The sequence below is a fragment of the Alcanivorax sp. HI0044 genome, assembly GCF_001634945.1.
In genome coordinates this window covers 1-602 of the sequence record NZ_LWEZ01000177.1, presented here as the reverse complement: position 1 = coordinate 602, position 602 = coordinate 1, and the positions used below count along the sequence as shown (strand labels likewise).

Below are 602 nucleotides of genomic sequence, written 5' to 3'. Positions count from 1 at the left end.
AGCCAGGCTCTTGCTTTGCGATGCTCTTTTTTCCACACCTTGAACAGGGACCGGTACCAGGCTAGGGCAGCGGAAATCACACCCGGCTCCGCCAGGGTGTGCTTGGCATTATCCAGATAGAGCTCCGGCTCCCAATCGGGAGACCAGCGCCGCCATAGCGCTTCCACGCCATCCAGGTCGCCGCGCTTGAGCCAGGCTTCCGGGGCCAGCGGCAGCTGGAAAAACTGCATGTAGCCGCTCAGCAATACTTGCTCCGGCACTTTCAATAACGCTTGGGGAATCCGCCGGATGGGCGGAATAGACAAGGCACTGAATGAGCAGAAGGTCTCCGGGGACTGCGCGCAAGCCAGATACCCCACCGCGGCGCCCCAGTCGTGCCCAACCAGATGCACACGACCGCCCAGCTGTGCGGCAAAAACCATCAGGTCGTCCACGGCAGCATACAGGGAATAATCACCGTTACCGGGCTGGCAACCGGGCGCATAGCCGCGCAACGCTGGCGCGATAGCCGTATAACCGGCATCCGCCAGAGCATTGATCTGCACCGCCCAGTTTTCATAAGTGTCGGGAAAACCGTGCAACAGAATCACCGGCTCACCATT

Annotated in this window: 1 protein-coding gene; it reads right to left on the bottom strand. The window is 60.5% G+C overall.

From position 1 onward, the window contains the following. On the bottom strand, positions 1 to 602 hold a 602-nt coding region (locus A3730_RS02110), incomplete at both ends, for an alpha/beta fold hydrolase (protein WP_063537383.1).